We start from the raw sequence: 15,140 nt of genomic DNA on the forward strand, positions 1-15,140 counted from the left end.
GCGCATGCGTAAGGAAGGCGCGATCAGCGCGAGCATCGATGTGACGGTGGCGTTTCACGACATCGACATCATCGGCGTCATGTGGCACGGCCACTATCTGAAGTACTTCGAAAGCGCGCGCTGGGCGCTGATGGACGATCTCGACTTCGGTTACGAAACCATGTCCGCGTCCGGCTATGCCTGGCCCATCGTGGAAATGCACGTGAAGTATCTGCATGCGGCGCGCATGGGCGATCGCTTGAACGTGCGCGCGTCGCTGGTCGAGTGGCAGAGCCGGCTCGTGATGAATTATTTGATTACGCGCGTGGCGGACAAAGAGCGTCTGGCGCGCGCCCAGAGTGTGCAGGCGGCGGTGGACGCCAAGACGCACGCGCTGCAATTCGTAACTCCGCAGCCGCTGCTGGAGCGCGTGCAACGAGCATTGAGCGCACGGACGACGGACGTGGGCGCACATCGGTGAGGAATGATCTTGGAACAACGTGATGTGATCGTCATTGGGGCGGGCCCTTCGGGCGCGATCGCTTCGGCATTGTTGAACAAACAGGGTTGGAAGGTGCTGGTCCTCGAAGGTCAGCGTTTCCCACGCTTTTCCATCGGCGAGAGCCTGCTGGCGCATTGCCTGGATTTCGTCGACGAGGCCGGCATGATGCCGGCGGTCGAGCGCGCCGGCTTTCAGTTCAAGAACGGCGCGGCGTTCGTGCGCGGCGATGAATACGGCGATTTCGATTTCGGCGACAAGTTCACGCAAGGTCGCAACTCGACATACCAGGTGCAGCGCGCCGCCTTCGACAAGGTGCTGGCCGACGAGGCGGAGAAACAAGGCGTCGAGATCCGCTATGAGACTCGCGTGACCGCCGTCGACAACAGCAACGCCAAGCCGCGTGTGCGCGCGGTCGACGCCAAGGGCGCGGAATATGAAGTCGAGGGCAAGTTTCTGCTGGACGCCAGCGGCTTCGGTCGCGTGCTGCCCAAGCTGCTCGATCTGGAAACGCCGTCGAATTTTCCGGTGCGCAATGCCGTGTTCACTCACGTCGCCGATGGCGCCGCGCCCGACGCTTTCGATCGCAACAAGATTCAGGTCATCGTTCATCCCCAGCATCGCGACGTATGGTTCTGGCTGATCCCGTTCCCTAACGGCCGCTGCTCGCTGGGCTGCGTGGCGCGCAAGGAATTCTTTGCGAGCTATCCAGCGCCATTGGATGAACGTCTCAAAAAGCTGGCGAGCGAGGAGCCGTTCCTGACGCGCGTGCTGGCGAATGCCACGTGGGACACGCCGGCGCGTGAGTTGTCGGGTTACGCGGCGAACGTGAAGTCCATGCACGGCAGGGGTTTCGCGCTGCTCGGCAATGCGGCCGAGTTCCTCGATCCGGTGTTTTCTTCGGGCGTGACCATCGCGATGCGCTCGGCCAGCATGGCCGCCGGGCTGCTGAATCGTCAGCTGCGCGGCGAGACAGTCGACTGGACCAGCGACTTCGAAATCCCACTGCGCAAGGGCGTGGATACGTTCCGCGCCTATGTTCGCGCGTGGTACGACGGCCGCTTTCAGGACATCATGTTCGCCAAGAACCAGCCTGCCGGCATTCGCGGCATGATCTGCGCCATCCTCGCGGGTTATGCGTGGGACGAAGCCAACCCCTTCGTCGCTGAACCCGAGCGCCGCCTCGACATGGTTGCTAAGCTCTGCGCGGCATGAGCGATACCATTCTCATCACTGGTTCCAGTCGCGGCATCGGCCGAGCCATCGCGCTTCGCGCGGCGGCGGACGGTTTCGATGTGGTCGTGCATTGCCGCTCGCGGCGAGAGGAAGCAGAAGCAGTGGTGAGCGAGATCAAGGCGCTTGGCCGACAGTCGCGCATCCTGCAGTTCGATGTTTCCGACCGCGCCGCTTGCTCACAAGCGCTGGCCGCCGACGTGAGCGCGCACGGCGCTTACTACGGTGTGGTCTGCAATGCGGGCATTCACTCCGACGCCGCGTTCCCCGCGATGACGGAGGAGCAATGGGACGGCGTGATTCGTACCAATCTCGACGCCTTCTATAACGTGCTCCAGCCTTTGATCATGCCGATGGTCCGCCGACGCGCACCGGGTCGCATTGTCACGCTCGCCTCCGTCTCGGGACTGATCGGTAATCGCGGGCAGGTGAATTACAGCGCGGCGAAGGCCGGCATCATCGGCGCGACCAAAGCGCTCGCCGTCGAATTGGCCAAACGTCAGATCACAGTGAACTGCGTGGCGCCGGGCTTGATCGGCACCGACATGGTCGACGAGAACGTGCCCATCGAGGAGATTCTGAAGGCGATTCCAGCGCAGCGCGCCGGCACCGCCGAGGAAGTCGCCGCTGCGGTCGCGTTTCTTCTGTCGCGCGACGCTTCATACATCACTCGCCAAGTCCTCGCGGTCAACGGGGGACTCTGCTGATGCGTCGTGTAGTGGTCACCGGCATGGGCGGCTTGTGCGGGCTCGGCGCGAGTTGGACGGAAGTGCTGGCCGGTCTGCGTGCGCGTCGGAATGCGATTCGCACCATGCACGAGTGGGATCGTTACACGGACATGAATACTCGGCTCGCCGGGCCGATCGAATTCACGCCGCCTGCGCACTGGACTCGCAAACAATTGCGGAGCATGGGCCGAGTGTCGCAACTCGCGGTTCGCGCTGCCGAGTTGGCTGTCGCGGACGCTGGCTTGACTGGTCATCCCGTCATTTCCAGCGGCGCCACCGGTGTGGCGTCGGGCTCCTCGACGGGCAGCACGTCGGATATCAAGGATTTCGCCAAGATGATCCTCGACAACGACGCCAGCGGGCTGAACGCGAATTCCTATGTGCGCATGATGCCGCACACCACCGCCGCCAACGTCGGCATTTTTTTCGGCGCGAAAGGCCGGATCATTCCGACTTCGAGCGCCTGCACGTCGAGCAGTCAGGGCATCGGCTATGCCTACGAAGCCATCAAATTCGGGCGTCAGGACGTGATGATCGCCGGTGGCGCGGAAGAGCTTTGCCCCACCGAAGCGATGGCCTTCGATACGTTGTATGCGACCAGCCGCCGTAACGATCAGCCGCACACGACGCCTCGCCCTTACGACCGCGATCGTGACGGATTGGTAGTCGGCGAGGGCGCGGGGATGCTGATCCTCGAAGAGTTGGAGCATGCGCAGCGACGTGGCGCGCGGATCCACGCCGAGTTGGTCGGCTTCGGCAGCAACTCCGACGGCGTGCACGTCACGAAGCCGGAAGAGAGCACGATGCGCGTCGTGATGGAGCTGGCGCTCAAAGATGCCGGCATCTCGCCTGACGTCGTCGGCTACGTCAACGGTCATGGCACCGCCACCGAGCACGGCGACATCGCCGAGACGCGAGCAACATCGGCGTTGTTCGGTTCGCGCATGCCGCTCAGCTCGCAGAAGAGTTATCTCGGTCACACGCTCGGCGCGTGTGGCGCGCTGGAAGCGTGGTTCAGCATCGAAATGATGAAGGCCGGCTGGTTCGCGCCGACGTTGAATCTGGACAACATCGACCCGCGCTGTGGCGAGCTCGAATACATCACGGGCGAAGGCCGCGCTCTGCACACCGACTATGTGATGAACAACAACTTCGCCTTCGGCGGCGTGAACACGTCCATGGTGTTCAAGCGCTGGAAGTGAGTCGCCACTCGTGAGCATGTCCGCGGCAGCGACCCTGCCATTGTTCGTCTCCGCCGATCCGCAGCGGCCCATCGCCTGGCGCCGTGGCGCGCCCGTGCTGCTCGCCGAGTTCCAAAGTCACGTTGCGTCCGTCGTTCATCGGCTCCCGAAACAGGCCGCGGCGATGATCAATCTCTGTGAAGATCGCTATCGATTCCTGGTCGCCTATGCCGCTGCTCTGAGCGTCGGGCACACGGTGCTGTTGCCTTCCTCGCGCGCCGAGCAAGTCGTCGCCGATGTGGAGAAGGCGAACGCCGGCAGCTATCGCATCGACGATCCCGCCGTGGACGCCGCTCTGGAGCAACCCTCCGCCGCGGCCGTCAACACGCGCATTCCAGCGGACATGACGGTGATGGTGGGTTACACCTCGGGCAGCACCGGCCAACCCAAAACATTTCCCAAGCTCTTGCGCAGCGTGAATGGGAGTAACGCGCGCAACGCCGCGTCCATTCGCGCCGCTATTGCTGACAAGACCTCCAGCGTATGGGTGCTCGCCACGGTTCCACCGCAGCACATGTATGGAATGGAGATGAGCGTGCTGCTGCCGTTGGCCGGCGACATGGCGGTTCACGCGGGCCGTCCGTTGTTTCCTGCGGACATTGCCGCGGCCCTGGCGGAGCTGCCACGCCCTCGGGTGCTCGTCAGTACGCCGGTCCATTTGCGCGCCATCGTGGGATCCGAGCAGGAGTTCCCGCAGGTGGATGTCATCGTCAGCGCGACCGCGCCCCTGGATCAGCCACTGGCCGCGGCCGTGACCGCCAAGCTCGGCGGCGAGCTGGTCGAGATGTTTGGATCCACTGAGACCTGTGTGTTCGCCAGCCGCCTGACAGCGAAGGAAGATCAGTGGCGTTTATATGAAGGCGTGCGGCTCGAACCGCGCACCGACGGCACGCTGGTACATGCGCCGTGGTTTGTCGAGCCCGTCTTGTTACAGGACATCGTCGAGTTGCTGCCCAACGACCGCTTCATGGTACGTGGACGCAGCTCGGACATGATCGAAGTGGCGGGCAAGCGCGCGTCGCTGTCCGATATCACTCGGCGGTTGCTTGCGATCGAGGGCGTGCAGGAAGCGGCGGTGTTTCAGCCGGACCCCGACGCCGTCGGCACCATCCGGCGGGTGGCGGCGCTGGTGGTCGCGCCGAATCTCACGTCGCGTGAAGTACTGGATCGACTGGCGGCAGGTGTGGACAGCGCGTTTCTGCCGCGGCCGTTACTGATCGTGGATAAACTCCCTCGCAACGAGCTCGGCAAGCTGCCGCGTGAGAATCTATTGCGCGCCTTACGACGCGAGTGAATTAAGTTCCTACTACCGCTTCGATCTCAAGCAGCAGCTCGCGCCGGCAGATATCGGCGGCCACGAAGATGATGTCGCTATCCGGATAGAGCTGCCCCAGTCGCTCGACGAGATGCGGAGTCAACGCCGGGTCCCGCACGTAGACCTTCAGCAAATCCCTGCTTTCCGCCGTCCGGCTACGGCTGACATGCGGCGCGAACGAGCCGAGATTCCTGACGGTTTCTTCCAGCTGCGCCATCGCGTCGTCGTGATGCTGGGAGACGTGACCGACGATGCTGGCGGTCCCTGAAATCAGCAGCGTGTCGTCGGGCGCGACAAGGGCCCGCGCAAACGTGGGGCTGACCGGCCCATGAATCCGTGGGTAGTGATATGCGCTGACCTGCCGCGGGTTTTCCAGCGATCGGCCCGGCGCGATACCTGCGAGCCAAAACACCTGCAGGATGTGGTCCGGCCGCTGGCGGCCGATAGCCGTGGCCGACGGATAACTCTGCGAAACCTCGCCCAGCCCGCGGCCGCGACCAACGCAGAACTGGCGATAACGCTCCATATCGCCGGCGCCTTCGTTGATTGCGTCCATGTAATTCCACATCCGCAATAGATGAGCAAAGCGCGACTGCTGCTGGAAGCGCCGGATCGCCGCGTAGGCATGCTCGGCTGTCAGCAGAATCCCACCGTGCTCGCGCTCGTCCAACTCGATGACCGCGAACAAATAATGCTCATCGTGCGCATAGCGAACATGCGCCGGCACGCTGGCGGCGCTATCGGACCATCGGCCAGTGCGGACCGGTCCGGTGGCAAACCATAATTCCGCCCAGGCGGGCGCGTCGGACGGACCGTGCAGCGGATCCAGCCCCACGTCGATGGTCAGCGTGTCGGTTCCAGCGCCCGCCTCACCCAGCTCCGACCCGAAGCGAATGGCCGCCAGGACCCCGGTGGGGATCTCGGTCTGGGCGCCGTGGAGGGGCTGGTAGGCGACGCGGAGCGCGGCGGGAAGGGGCTGGGCTGGCTGCTCGCCGGAACTGCTGCGCATCACTGAATCGAATGACTTCGTTGGTTTGGGTTGGAAAACGTGCGCGCCGTTCGGAGCGCGCGCGGGCCGGATGATACACTTCGCGCCCCGCGGTTCGCCGCTCCAGCGCTCAAATCAGCCTTTAGTACAGGGCCTGTTTCGTTCATGTCAGCATCACAATCCACAGTCGCTCAGTCGGCCGCCGAGCGTGAGCTCGCCGAACTCATTGTCACCGCGCTCAACCTGGAAGGCGTGGCGCCGGCGGACATCGATCCCGAAGCGCCGCTGTTCAAGACCGGCCTCGCGCTCGACTCCATCGACGCCCTGGAGCTGGCGCTGGAGATCTCCAAGCGCTATGGCTTCCAACTGCGCTCGGACGACGAGAACAATGTGCGTATTTTCAGCTCGCTGCGGTCGCTGGCGGCCCACATCCAGACGCATCGAGTCACCGGCTGAGGCAAGCCTCGGGCCGGCGTCAGTGAAGTCACAACAGTAAATAGGGAGTCTTGTAATGATTCGTTCCAAGCGTGCGCGTCTGTGGTCCGGTCTGCTACTGCTGCCGTTGCTGGCGCTGTTGATGGGTGCGCGTCAGGTGCCCCTGGTCGATCCGGATCCGATCGCGGTCCCGGCCGGCCTGACCGAGGCGCGAGTCGCCAAGGCCATCAAGGCCGCGCTGGTAGGTCGTACCTGGGTGATCAGCGAGGAGCAGCCCGGCAAAATCATCGCGACCCTCAACCTGCGCACCCACATGGCCAAGATCGAGATTCCGTTCGACACCAAGCAGGTGGCGGTCCGCTATCTCGACTCCAGCGAGCTGATGTACGGCGAGAAAAAGGGCGTGAAGGTCATTCACCGCAACTATCTCAGCTGGATCCAGAACCTGGTCGGCGACATCAGCCGTAACATGATCCTGGCGGGCGAATAGCCGCCTCATGAACTAGTCAACGGCAGTAATGCAATCCCGACCTCTGAGAATCACCGCTTACTCACTCTGCTCCGCGGTCGGGGAAGGACGTGCGGCGACGCTCGCGGCGCTTCGCGAGCGTCGCAGCGGCCTGACGCAAAATGATTTTGGCCCATCGCCCATTCCCACGTGGATCGGGCGGGTCGCGGGACTCGAAGAGCAGCCGCTGCCAGCGGATCTCGCCAATTGGGAGTGTCGTAACAACCGTCTCGCGTGGCGCGGTCTGGTCGCAGACGGGTTCATCGAAGCTGCACGTGAAGCGCGCGAACGCTATGGCGCTGGGCGCGTCGCCGTCGTAGTCGGCACTTCGACCTCCAGCATCGGCGCCAGTGAGGAAGCGTACACACGGCTCGAAGCCGACGGACGCTATCCGGAAGATCTGCGCCGACCCATCATTCACACCCCGCATTCGCTGGGTGATTTCGTTCAACAAGCGCTCGGCCTCACTGGCATCAGCGTGACCGTGGCGACGGCGTGCTCGTCGAGCGCCAAAGTCTTCGCGCAGGCGGAACGTTTGATCCGCACCGGCCTCGCCGACGCCGCCATCGTCGGCGGCGTGGATACGTTGTGCGGCAGTGTCCTGTTCGGCTTCAACTCGCTCGAGCTGGTGTCGCCGGAGCCTTGTCGTCCGTTCGATGTCGAGCGTCGTGGCATCAACCTCGGCGAAGCCGCCGGCTTCGCGCTGTTGGAAAAACAAGCGCCGCGGGGCGCGTGGCTGCTGGGCTATGGCGAATCGAACGATGCCCATCACATGTCGACGCCGCATCCCGAAGGGCTGGGCGCGCGGCTGGCGCTGAGCGACGCGTTGAAGCGCGCCGAACTCCAGCCGAACGATATCGACTACATCAATCTGCATGGCACCTCCAGCCAGAAGAACGACGAAGTCGAAGCAAAGATCGTCGCCGATCTGTTTCCGGCGACCACCTGCGCCAGCTCGACCAAGGGCTGGACGGGGCACACGCTCGGCGCCGCCGGCATCGTCGAAGCGGCCATCAGTCTGATCGCGCTCGAGCATCAGTTGTTGCCCGGCACGTTGAATTTGCAGGTTCCCGATCCCGCCTGCGGTCCGCAGATCCAGCGCGACAACGTTCAACGCAAGGCGCGCCATGCGTTGAGCTTCTCGTTCGGCTTCGGCGGCAGCAATTGCGTGCTGGTGTTCGGGAGAGATCGATGACGCTGCGGGTCGCGGTCGAAGGCGTCGCCTTCTGGGCGTCACGGCTTCCTGGTTGGGACATCGCGCGCGCCGTGGTTCGCGGCGAACAAGCGCCGCCCGAAGCGGCCAGCGCTCGACCCGCACCTACGTTACTTGCGCCGACAGAGCGACGACGCGCGCCCGATACAGTGGCTGTGGCGCTCGAAGTCGCGGCTCGCGCTTGTGAAGTTGCCGGACGCAAGCCGTCTGACTTGCCGTCCGTGTTTGCGTCGACTCACGGCGATCTCGCGATCAGCGATTACATGTGCTCGACGTTGGCCGCCACGCCCGCGTTGATCTCGCCAATCAAGTTTCATAACTCGGTTCACAACGCCGCTGCGGGTTACTGGAGCATCGGCACGGGTAGCTTGGCACCGTACACCGCGATCAGCGCCTACGAATACACGTTCGCCGCGGGCTTGATCGAAGCCGCCACCCAAGTGGCATGCGAACAGCGTCCCGTGTTGTACGTCGCGTTCGATATCGAAGCGAAGGGCGCGCTCGCAAGCATGGCGCCGAGTCGTGGGTTGTTGGGTGCGGCGTTGGTGCTCGCGCCGGCGAGTCAGTCGCAACAACATCGCAGCTTGATCCTCACGACCGAGACTGTCGCCGAGGCGCGTCCTACACCTGCGCGCTCGGCAGCCGCGCCTCTGGTGGCCGACAACGCGTTGGCGCCGTGCCTGCCGTTCTTCGAAGTGCTGGCGATGTCCCAGCCGCGGACGCTTTGTCTGGCATTGAGTCGGCAGATGGCGCTGAACGTCCAGGTCAATTAGCTGACACCATGAATACATCGAGCGAAAGCCCCACCGCTGACGTGGTCATCCTGGGCGGCGGACTGGCTGGGCTGACGCTCGCGATTCAGTTGCGCCAGCAGTTTCCTTCGCTGTCGATACGGGTCGTCGAGCGTCGCCGGCATCCGGTGCCGCTGGCCGCGCACAAAGTGGGCGAGTCGTCGGTGGAAATCGGCGCGCATTACTTCGATACGGTGCTCGGCCTCAAAGATCACCTGACCAGCCAGCAGCTGAAGAAATTCGGCTTCCGCTTTTTCTTTTCCGAAGGGCGCGAAGACCTGGACAACGTCACCGAGCTGGGAGCGAGCCGCTATCTGTCCACGCCCAGCTACCAGCTCGATCGCGGCGTGTTCGAGAATTACCTTGGCGAGCATGTGCGCGGGCTCGGCGTTGAATTTATCGACGGCGCCGTGGTGCGCAGCTTCGACATGGGCGCTCAGGGCGCCGAGCATCGTGTGCGTTACGAAGTCGAGGGCGTGCAGCACGAGGTTCGCTCTCGCTGGCTGATCGATGCTTCCGGTCGCGCCGGTCTCATCAAGCGCAAGCTCGGCTTGGCTCAGGACAACGCTCACAATGCCAACGCGGTCTGGTTTCGCATCGGCGCCAAGATCGACGTGGATGAGTGGTCATCCGACTCGGCCTGGCTGGAGCGCTGCGATCCGCCGTATCGCTGGCTGTCCACCAATCATCTGTGTGGGGAAGGTTACTGGGCCTGGTTGATTCCGCTCTCGTCTGGCTCGCATTCGGTGGGCATTGTCTGCGACGCGGTTACGCATCCGCTCGAAACCATGAACACCTTCGAGAAAGCGCTCGAATGGTTCCGCGTGCATCAACCCCGCCTGGCGCGCGAGCTGGAGAGCAAACAGCACCTGCTGCAGGACTTTTGTTTCCTGCGCAATTTCTCTTATGGGTGCAAGCAGGTGTTCTCCGGCGATCGCTGGGCGCTGACAGGCGAGGCCGGCGTGTTCCTCGATCCGTTTTACTCACCGGGCAGCGATTTCATCGGCATCAGCAACACCTACATCGCCGATCTGATCGCCCGCGATCTCAAAGGCGAGTTGATCAACGGCCGCGCTCACGTGTATCAGCAGCTGTACTTTTCGTTTTACGAAAGCACGCTGTCGCTGTACACGAATCAATACGCCATGTTCGGCGATCCCGAGGTCATGCCCATCAAGGTCATCTGGGACTACACCTATTACTGGGGCGTGCTGTGCCAGCTGTTCTTCCAGCGGCGGCTGACCGACATGAGCAACCTGGGTCGGCTGTCGGATCATTTGAATCATTCGCGCGATTTGAACCTGGCCATGCAGAACTTCATGCGCGAATGGTCGCGGCTCAGCGCCCGTCGTAACGATGCGGTGCTGCTGGATCAGGCATCGTTGCCCTGGTTCGCGGAACTGAACCGTGGCTTGCGCGATGAGCTCGACGACGAGGCGTTCCGCGCGCGCGTCATCGAGTACACGGGCTTATTGGACTCTCTCGCGAAGGAAATCATCGAGCGCGCCTGCGCCGAGCATCCTGCACTCGACAGCAGCGAAGTTCGCAAGCTGCTGAGCGGCGAGGTCGCGACCGCTGGGGAATCGTTGCTGTTTACGCAGGCAGCTTGAGCAGCACGGCGGCGCGGCCTTCCGCCACCACTTCGCCCGCGTGAGTAATTTTGAAGCTGTACTGCTGGCTGGATTCTGCGGACTGCAGGCAGAGTGCCTCGACGCGAAGCTCGTCCGCCAGATCGTCGATATAGTCGCAAGCGAAAGTCACTGAGCGCAGCGACACCAACATGCCCGGCTGTGCGCGTCCCGGTGCGGCCCTCAATGCTCCGTGCACTGCCATCGCTTGCGCGCCGTATTCACACAGGTGCACCGACCGTAAGCGGTTATTCGAGCGTAAGGGATTGTCGAGCGAGCGATGGCTGCTGGTTGCCAGCACGACGCGCGTGCCGTCCCACTCGACGATGTGCTCCCACAGGCACATGCCGCCTTGATGCGGAATCAGCGCAGCGATGTCTTCACGTGCCATGGGCGGGTGTGGCTTGTCGGGTCAGCAGTAATGCGAGCACGAAATTAGAAACAACGCCCAGCGACACCGTCAAGCCGATGGCTCGCAGCACTGGCAGGCTCGATGTGGCCAGCAGCGCGAACACCATCAGGGTCGAGGCCGAGCAGACCAGCAAGGCGTGCAAGGTGCGCCGCTGCTCCATGGGATCGTCGGCCGCATGCTCGAAGAACAGCGCGTAGTCCAGGCCAAGGCCGGCGGCGAGGATCAGAGCGATCAGATGGAACAGAGTCATCGATACGCCGGCCGCCTGCAGGATGCCGATGATGAGCAAAGTCGTCAGCGCCATTGGAGCGAGCACGCGATACACGCGTGAGGCTCGGCGCAATGCGAAGGCCACCACGGCCGCCAGCAAGACAGCGGCGAAAGCCAGACTCCACAGAATCTTGACCCGCTGCTGGGTCACCAATGTTTCCGACGCGTTCTTGGTATCGAGCAAGGTCACGTCCGGGCCAGCGGCTTTGGCGAAGCGCTCCAGCGCGGCCACATCTCGAACGCCGCTGAATGTCACTAGCGCGGTCGTCCGTTTGTCGTGATGAGTCAGCAGCATCTCGACGCTGACGCCGAGTGGAGAGTCGCGCAGCTGCTCGACCGTCAGCAGGCGCAAGCGGCGAGCCTTCTCGACATCTTCGAGCAACGGCTCGAACACGTCAGGCCGGAACGGCGTGTCCTTCACCGCCGCTGCGATGTCGGCGCGCAGTGTCGCCGGCTCGGGAAGGCGAGATTGTCGTTGGCGTTGTTTCTCTGCTGTCGGAACGTAGCGCGCGGCGTGGTCATAACCGGTGATTGCACCTTCAGTGACCAAGGCCTGCAGCGATGCGTCGAGTTTCTCGAGGCGCTGTAACGCGTACTCCGTATCTTCGGCGTCGATGACCAGCAGATAACGCACATCCGGTGTTCCCAACTCCGAACGCAGCTCCTGGTCCAGGATCAGCAATTCCTTCGGTACGGGCGTGAGCTTGCTCAGATCGCTTTCCCACATCGGCTGAGGCGCGAGCACGATGGCAGCGATGGATGTGACGATGGCCGCTACACCGGCCCAGCGCGGCCGAGGCAAACGTTCCATCCGGCGCCACACTTTGTCGAGCCAGGCCGAGTCGCCGAAATCCCGGCCCGTCTCAGCCATCAAGGCGGGCAGGGCATAGCGCGTCGTCAGGCCCGCGACGGCCAGGCCAGCCACTGTGAAGCAGGCAAGCTGCGCGAGCCCGATGACGCCCGAAAACAGGAATGTTAGGTACGCAATGCACGTGCTCGCCACGCCGGTCGCGAGCGTCGGCCACAACTCTCGCGCGACCTCGACCGGTGTGCGAGTGGCATGACGATGGCTGAGCAGATGAATCGGATAGTCCTGCGCCACACCGATCAGGGTGAAACCGAATGCGAGCGTGATGCCGTGAACGGTGCCGAATAGCGCACTCACAGCCGCCAGTCCCGCCAACCCGGCGCTGGCGAGCGGCAGTGCGCTCAACACGACGCTACCGATGCGGCGATAAGCAACCAACAACAAAACGATCATGCCGATAGTCGCGGCGGCGCCAAGTTGCTGAGCTTCGCCGCGAGTACGCTGCTCCATCATCACCGAGAACTTGCCCGCGCCGCTGAACGTCATTTTGACGTGGTCTTCGCGGGCCAGCCGCACGGATTCGGCGTTCAGCCGGTCGACCGCCAGGCGTTGCTGATCTGGATCGAACGCGGCAGCGCGTGTCTGTGCAAGTAACAATGCGCGCTCGCCTTTGCCATCGAACCAGACGTCGTACAGCCGGTTCGGCTCCTGCATCGGCTGCCAGCGCTGCAACACCTTGAGCAGTTCCAGGGTGGGATCGCGAGCCAGCCAGGGTTCGAGGAATGTTCCGGCAGGCGAGGCCAGGTCCCGTCCGCGCGCCTCTAATTCCACATGCAGATATTTCTGATCGAGCGGCCGCTCGTCCAAGGTCGGCGACAGCAGATATCGATACGCCAGCAACTCGTCCGGCACGCTGTCGATCGAGACTTCGCCGTTGGTCACCAGGCGAAACTGGGGGCTGGATCGCAAACGCTCGACGAGCGAGCGTGAGGCGTCGGCGAGTTGCTCGGGAGCCGCGCCTTCTAGCGAGATGACCATCACACGTGAGGCCGGGCCTTCGCCGATCTCTTCCAGCAGGAGCTTTTGGTCGGCGGTGGTCGGGCTGGGAAGAAACAGCCGCAGATCCGTGCCGATCTGCAGCTGCCGCTGCACGAACCAGGTCAGGCCCGCCAGCAGCGCGACCCATACGAACAGAATCAGCAGCGCGAGGCGCGAGAACTTCATCCGCCGCAGCGCCGCTGCAAGGCAATCAAAGTCACATCCGCGGGGACCGGTTCCATGGCCGCGTTACCCAGCAGCAGCACGCTGGAGGCGCCGTCGGCCAGGGTCATGGTGAAACAGTGGGGCTCGCTCTGTTGGCCATTGACATCGATCTGTCGCAGGCGGCGGCCCAGCTTGGTCTCGGGCGGGGTCAGATGGAGCGTCCACGCGTCGTCGTTGCCAGTCAGCTCAACAGTGAACGCCTTGCGAAGCGCCGCGGCGTCGCCCAACAGCAGGGCGGAGAATCCGGACAGCAACCCACGTAGTTCCTCCGCATGTTTCAAAGCGAAGCTGCGCGGCTTTTCGCCTTCACGCTCCACTTTCACCGATTGGCCGCGGATGGCCGTATGTTCGCGATAAGGCGTGGTGACGCGTCGGTCGAGACTGTCCGGGCCGGAATAACCGAGATCCCCCGAGACGATCAGCGGCGCCCGCAGCAGCTTGGAAAAGCGCACCTCCGTGAAAGAAATCGTCGCCGGAGCGGGCTTGGCCAGGCGCGCGACCAGCTCGTCGATGCGCTGCTCGGTCGGATCGCTCGAAGCGGAATCACTCTGAGCGGCGCTCCACGCCAGGGCGTGGAGGCACATCGCGAGCAGAGCCGCTATTGTCCGAATGTGAATTGAGCTGCCAGAAATCATAGAAGTTGAACCAATTGTACGGCGCGCCGCGCGTGTAGTGAGCCAGCCGGTCGGCATAACGTTGGATGATGGCATTGAGACTCGCCTCGCGGTCGGCGCGTTCCACGCGCAGCGTTTCGGCAAACACCTCGAAGTGCAGCTCGTATCGATTGCCGCCCTGGTACAGGCCGAAACACAGCACCACCGGTACTTTCAGAGCCGCCGCGATCTGCCAGGGCCCGGTCGGAAACGGCGCCGGGCGGCCCAGGAAGTCGACGATCGCGACCTGATTGCCCGGCCGCGCGCGATCGACCAGCAGTGTGACCAGCGCAGCCTCGTCGAGCGCTTCCTTGATGGCCAGCGCCGTGACAGTGCCGTCCTGTCGGGCATTGATGATGGAGCGAGCGAGCTCGGGATTGAACGCGTTCAGGACGCGGGTCAGCTGCGGATTCTGTTCCGTATCCAGCACCACTCGAACTTTCACGTCTTTGCGGAACTCGGCCAGCACGCGCAGGGCGTCGAAACTGCCCAGATGCGAGCCGAACACCAGGACGCCCTGTTTCTTGTCCCATTGCTCGCGCAGGCCGTCCAGGCCGTGCACCCGGATGTCGAAACGTTTGAAGCGCTCGGACAGTAGAAAGACGCGATCCAGGATGACGGCGGCGAAGGTGTAAAACTGTTTGGCCACATCCCGCAGCGTCGGCTTGCGACCGAGCGCCAGTTGCAAGTAGTCACGCGACGCGCGCCGCTCCGGGGCGCGTTTCATGAGGAAAAAAGCTGTGATGGGGAACAGCACCAGGCGCGCGGCCGTGCGCCCGCACAGCATGGCGAACGTGCTGATCAGCCGATACCCGAAGGCCGAGCCGGCTTCGGGACGATCCAGCCATTGCTGTTTCACGGTTGGCCGGGCTCTGCGATTCGAAACAGACCTTGCGCGATGGCCGCACCTGCGCGGCTCAGGCTGAAGCGCAGTTCCTGAGCGTCGAGCTTCAGCTGCAGTTCCGCGGCTTCATCGGGCAGCAACGGCGCGGTGAACTTGGCATTGGGCAAAGCGACCACGTGCAACGGGCGCTGGAGCCATCGCTCCGCTTCCTGCAGCACGCAGTCGAGCAGCACCACGCCGGGCACGATGGGCCGGCCTGGAAAATGGCCCGGCAGCGAAGGATGATTCGCGCCGATGCGCAGAACAGTTGCGTGAGCGATGGGGGTCATGTC

Annotated in this window: 16 protein-coding genes; 10 read left to right on the plus strand and 6 right to left on the minus strand. The window is 63.4% G+C overall.

The window, feature by feature from the left end; translation table 11 throughout:
• The first annotated feature begins 4 nt into the window (after nt 1-4).
• From VGD45_RS14465 to VGD45_RS14485, 5 genes are read left to right on the plus strand one after another with little or no spacing between them, the layout of a single operon-like run.
• The gene (locus VGD45_RS14465) at nt 5-460 is read left to right on the plus strand and encodes a thioesterase family protein (RefSeq protein WP_331156026.1); all 456 of its coding nucleotides are present in this window, start codon (nt 5-7) and stop codon (nt 458-460) included.
• A 9-nt stretch (nt 461-469) separates the two neighbouring features.
• Nucleotides 470-1,693 carry an NAD(P)/FAD-dependent oxidoreductase gene (locus tag VGD45_RS14470; RefSeq protein ID WP_331156027.1) on the plus strand — a complete coding sequence of 408 codons (1,224 nt, stop codon included), beginning with the start codon at nt 470-472 and terminating at the stop codon, nt 1,691-1,693.
• Nucleotides 1,690-2,418 (plus strand): 3-oxoacyl-ACP reductase FabG, encoded by a 729-nt coding sequence (gene fabG, locus VGD45_RS14475; RefSeq protein WP_331156028.1) that lies wholly within the window; start codon nt 1,690-1,692, stop codon nt 2,416-2,418. The genes VGD45_RS14470 and fabG overlap by 4 nt, the downstream gene beginning before the upstream one ends.
• On the plus strand, nt 2,418-3,641 hold the full coding sequence (locus VGD45_RS14480; protein WP_331156029.1) for a beta-ketoacyl-ACP synthase: 1,224 nt from the start codon (nt 2,418-2,420) through the stop codon (nt 3,639-3,641). The genes fabG and VGD45_RS14480 overlap by 1 nt, the downstream gene beginning before the upstream one ends.
• 16 nt (nt 3,642-3,657) lie before the next feature.
• Entirely contained in the window at nt 3,658-4,974 is a 1,317-nt protein-coding gene (locus VGD45_RS14485) for an AMP-binding protein (protein ID WP_331156058.1), read from the plus strand.
• Between the two features lies 1 nt (nt 4,975).
• Here the strand turns inward: VGD45_RS14485 and VGD45_RS14490 are convergent, their stop codons facing one another.
• Complete coding sequence (locus VGD45_RS14490; RefSeq protein ID WP_331156030.1) at nt 4,976-6,004, minus strand: hypothetical protein; 1,029 nt, start codon at nt 6,002-6,004, stop codon at nt 4,976-4,978.
• A gap of 144 nt (nt 6,005-6,148) precedes the next feature.
• Here VGD45_RS14490 and VGD45_RS14495 point away from each other — a divergent pair, with 144 nt between their 5' ends.
• From VGD45_RS14495 to VGD45_RS14515, 5 genes are read left to right on the plus strand one after another with little or no spacing between them, the layout of a single operon-like run.
• On the plus strand, nt 6,149-6,439 hold the full coding sequence (locus tag VGD45_RS14495) for a phosphopantetheine-binding protein (RefSeq protein WP_331156031.1): 291 nt from the start codon (nt 6,149-6,151) through the stop codon (nt 6,437-6,439).
• Nucleotides 6,440-6,494: 55 nt separating this feature from the next.
• Entirely contained in the window at nt 6,495-6,908 is a 414-nt protein-coding gene (locus VGD45_RS14500) for a hypothetical protein (protein WP_331156032.1), read from the plus strand.
• Nucleotides 6,909-6,936: 28 nt separating this feature from the next.
• Complete coding sequence (locus VGD45_RS14505) at nt 6,937-8,121, plus strand: beta-ketoacyl-[acyl-carrier-protein] synthase family protein (protein ID WP_331156033.1); 1,185 nt, start codon at nt 6,937-6,939, stop codon at nt 8,119-8,121.
• Nucleotides 8,118-8,912 carry a beta-ketoacyl synthase chain length factor gene (locus tag VGD45_RS14510; RefSeq protein ID WP_331156034.1) on the plus strand — a complete coding sequence of 265 codons (795 nt, stop codon included), beginning with the start codon at nt 8,118-8,120 and terminating at the stop codon, nt 8,910-8,912. Before VGD45_RS14505 ends, VGD45_RS14510 begins: the two co-directional genes overlap by 4 nt.
• Before the next feature lie 8 nt (nt 8,913-8,920).
• Nucleotides 8,921-10,540, plus strand: a complete 1,620-nt coding sequence (locus tag VGD45_RS14515; RefSeq protein WP_331156035.1) for an NAD(P)/FAD-dependent oxidoreductase — start codon at nt 8,921-8,923, stop codon at nt 10,538-10,540.
• Here VGD45_RS14515 and VGD45_RS14520 read toward each other — a convergent pair.
• Genes VGD45_RS14520 through VGD45_RS14540 form a run of 5 tightly spaced genes read right to left on the minus strand, consistent with a single transcriptional unit; the run spans nt 10,524 to nt 15,137 of the window.
• Nucleotides 10,524-10,949, minus strand: coding sequence for a hypothetical protein (locus tag VGD45_RS14520; RefSeq protein ID WP_331156036.1), 426 nt, complete (start codon nt 10,947-10,949; stop codon nt 10,524-10,526). The genes VGD45_RS14515 and VGD45_RS14520 overlap by 17 nt on opposite strands.
• The gene (locus VGD45_RS14525; RefSeq protein WP_331156037.1) at nt 10,939-13,272 is read right to left on the minus strand and encodes an MMPL family transporter; all 2,334 of its coding nucleotides are present in this window, start codon (nt 13,270-13,272) and stop codon (nt 10,939-10,941) included. The genes VGD45_RS14520 and VGD45_RS14525 overlap by 11 nt, the downstream gene beginning before the upstream one ends.
• On the minus strand, nt 13,269-13,895 hold the full coding sequence (locus VGD45_RS14530; RefSeq protein WP_331156038.1) for a LolA-related protein: 627 nt from the start codon (nt 13,893-13,895) through the stop codon (nt 13,269-13,271). The genes VGD45_RS14525 and VGD45_RS14530 overlap by 4 nt, the downstream gene beginning before the upstream one ends.
• Nucleotides 13,855-14,823: a hypothetical protein gene (locus tag VGD45_RS14535; RefSeq protein WP_331156039.1), complete on the minus strand. Its 969-nt coding sequence runs from the start codon at nt 14,821-14,823 to the stop codon at nt 13,855-13,857. The genes VGD45_RS14530 and VGD45_RS14535 overlap by 41 nt, the downstream gene beginning before the upstream one ends.
• Complete coding sequence (locus tag VGD45_RS14540) at nt 14,820-15,137, minus strand: hypothetical protein (RefSeq protein ID WP_331156040.1); 318 nt, start codon at nt 15,135-15,137, stop codon at nt 14,820-14,822. The genes VGD45_RS14535 and VGD45_RS14540 overlap by 4 nt, the downstream gene beginning before the upstream one ends.
• Nucleotides 15,138-15,140: the final 3 nt, after the last annotated feature.

Source organism: Steroidobacter sp. (assembly GCF_036402275.1).
GTDB lineage: Bacteria > Pseudomonadota > Gammaproteobacteria > Steroidobacterales > Steroidobacteraceae > Steroidobacter.

What these genes read in the sequence shown, in the direction of transcription:
- VGD45_RS14465 (WP_331156026.1), top strand. Translation starts at nt 5, where the DNA reads ATGCGTAAGGAAGGCGCGATCAGCGCGAGCATCGATGTGACGGTGGCG.
- fabG (WP_331156028.1), top strand. Translation starts at nt 1,690, where the DNA reads ATGAGCGATACCATTCTCATCACTGGTTCCAGTCGCGGCATCGGCCGA.
- VGD45_RS14480 (WP_331156029.1), top strand. Translation starts at nt 2,418, where the DNA reads ATGCGTCGTGTAGTGGTCACCGGCATGGGCGGCTTGTGCGGGCTCGGC.
- VGD45_RS14485 (WP_331156058.1), top strand. Translation starts at nt 3,658, where the DNA reads ATGTCCGCGGCAGCGACCCTGCCATTGTTCGTCTCCGCCGATCCGCAG.
- VGD45_RS14490 (WP_331156030.1), bottom strand. Translation starts at nt 6,004, where the DNA reads ATGCGCAGCAGTTCCGGCGAGCAGCCAGCCCAGCCCCTTCCCGCCGCG.
- VGD45_RS14495 (WP_331156031.1), top strand. Translation starts at nt 6,149, where the DNA reads ATGTCAGCATCACAATCCACAGTCGCTCAGTCGGCCGCCGAGCGTGAG.
- VGD45_RS14500 (WP_331156032.1), top strand. Translation starts at nt 6,495, where the DNA reads ATGATTCGTTCCAAGCGTGCGCGTCTGTGGTCCGGTCTGCTACTGCTG.
- VGD45_RS14505 (WP_331156033.1), top strand. Translation starts at nt 6,937, where the DNA reads ATGCAATCCCGACCTCTGAGAATCACCGCTTACTCACTCTGCTCCGCG.
- VGD45_RS14510 (WP_331156034.1), top strand. Translation starts at nt 8,118, where the DNA reads ATGACGCTGCGGGTCGCGGTCGAAGGCGTCGCCTTCTGGGCGTCACGG.
- VGD45_RS14515 (WP_331156035.1), top strand. Translation starts at nt 8,921, where the DNA reads ATGAATACATCGAGCGAAAGCCCCACCGCTGACGTGGTCATCCTGGGC.
- VGD45_RS14520 (WP_331156036.1), bottom strand. Translation starts at nt 10,949, where the DNA reads ATGGCACGTGAAGACATCGCTGCGCTGATTCCGCATCAAGGCGGCATG.
- VGD45_RS14525 (WP_331156037.1), bottom strand. Translation starts at nt 13,272, where the DNA reads ATGAAGTTCTCGCGCCTCGCGCTGCTGATTCTGTTCGTATGGGTCGCG.
- VGD45_RS14530 (WP_331156038.1), bottom strand. Translation starts at nt 13,895, where the DNA reads ATGTGCCTCCACGCCCTGGCGTGGAGCGCCGCTCAGAGTGATTCCGCT.
- VGD45_RS14540 (WP_331156040.1), bottom strand. Translation starts at nt 15,137, where the DNA reads ATGACCCCCATCGCTCACGCAACTGTTCTGCGCATCGGCGCGAATCAT.